The organism is Streptomyces sp. NPDC005574 (assembly GCF_040605435.1).
Taxonomy (GTDB): Bacteria; Actinomycetota; Actinomycetes; order Streptomycetales; family Streptomycetaceae; genus Streptomyces.
Map to the genome: position 1 here is coordinate 1 of NZ_JBEXCW010000306.1, position 1,618 is coordinate 1,618.

1 protein-coding gene is annotated in these 1,618 nt (G+C 60.6%); it reads left to right on the top strand.

The features are described from left to right. Positions 1–1,200 (top strand): RHS repeat-associated core domain-containing protein (locus tag ABZT03_RS44365; protein WP_356050016.1); only part of this gene is annotated, 1,200 nt, incomplete at its 5' end. Positions 1,201–1,618 lie beyond the last annotated feature (418 nt).

Consider the following 1,618-nt stretch of genomic DNA (forward strand, 5'->3'; position numbering starts at 1 on the left):
TCCCACAACGGCACCCCCACCACCAACACCACCGACACCACCCACGGCTACACCGGAGCCGAACACGACGAACCCCTCAACCTCATCAACCTCACAGGCCGCGAATACGACCCCCAAGCCGAAACCTTCCTCACCCCCGACCCCCTCGAAAACAACCACCCCACCGCCTACGCCGACAACAACCCCACCAACCTCACCGACCCCACCGGATACGACGCCATCGACGTCACCGACCCCACCCAGGACCTGGGAAGCGACCAATACTGCGGCGAATGGTGCACCGAAGGCGACGGCCCTATAGGCGAAGGCGAAGGCCCCACCTGGAGCGGCACCACCGTCGACCCCACCGCCTCCGTCTGCGCCGGCGGCTGCAGCGGCCCCGCCAACTGGTACTACACCGCCAACGGCAACGTCGGCAGCGACGAAACCGGCTACACCCCACCCACCCCCATCACCCCCAACCCCACCCGAGCCGACTACGGCGGCCCCGACGGAGACTTCTCACCCACCATAGGCCCCCTCGAAACGGGGGAGGCCCTGTCTCCGGTACAAACTGAGCTGGAAAATGCAAATGCCAGAGTCGGGTTTTCTGGAGATAATCGCCTGATAGGTGATGGACCCATGTGGGTGACGGAAGGTGCAAATTATGCGTTCGTCTGGAGGGTTGGTTCAATTGAGGCTGGGGACACCGCAGAAAGCAAGATGGGCGTCATGCAAGAAGATCCGAACGCAATCTTCCCTTTCACAGTGCAACCCGTTGACCCTAGCACTCATCAGTCATGGGATTCGGGCCTTCCCCCGGCAAGCGCCAGAAGGGTCCGAGTGGGGAATGAATATAACCTATACAATGTCGAGACTGAAAGTGTAGTCGCGCCGAAGGGGTGGCTTCCGACTATTTCAAACAGTCCGGTAAGGGTAATTTCAGCCACTCCGACAAGCTTCACATTCGTGACACTTCCTGGGCATATTGACGGACCGGGAGCTCATGTGAGCTTCAGTACATTCTCGTCAGGTGACGATGTACTGCTAATGCAGCGAGGCTACGCGCCAGGAGCTAGTCGTGTGGTTACAACCGTGCAGCCTCTTTCGCTCTATGCGTGGGCTTGGCGAACGCAGGCCAGGAATCTTGCGGGATATCCCAATGGTCCAACGGGCCCCCTAGCAGTGGACTATTCGCACGAGCCGTTCGTGAATCATTGACCGATATTGAAATGATCATCGCACTGCAAGGCGCCGTGATCACATAGGCGGCCCTTCTCGTTCAGGGCTCTTGTAAGGTCGGCGTGATCTCGCGTTAAGGCGCTGGTCAGGCGGGGTGTGACCGAATAGATCGAAGCTCTGTTGGGGCGAGCGATTCATCAATCGCTTGTCACCAACGGAGCTTCGATGCGTTGCACACCGAACACCCGCCTGGCTTGCCGGGCACGGACCCGATGGACCCGGCGCCGAGAGAGGCGACCGACTGGCACCCGTCCCGGCGCACCTGCCACGGTTCCATGTACTACAGCCGGAGATCTTGTGACGGGGCATTGTCAGGTTGAGCGGGAGCCCTCGCCGGTGGCATGATCATCTGTCTGGTCGGATCGCCGGGAGGGGCTGCTCGTGGACGCGGTGTCGT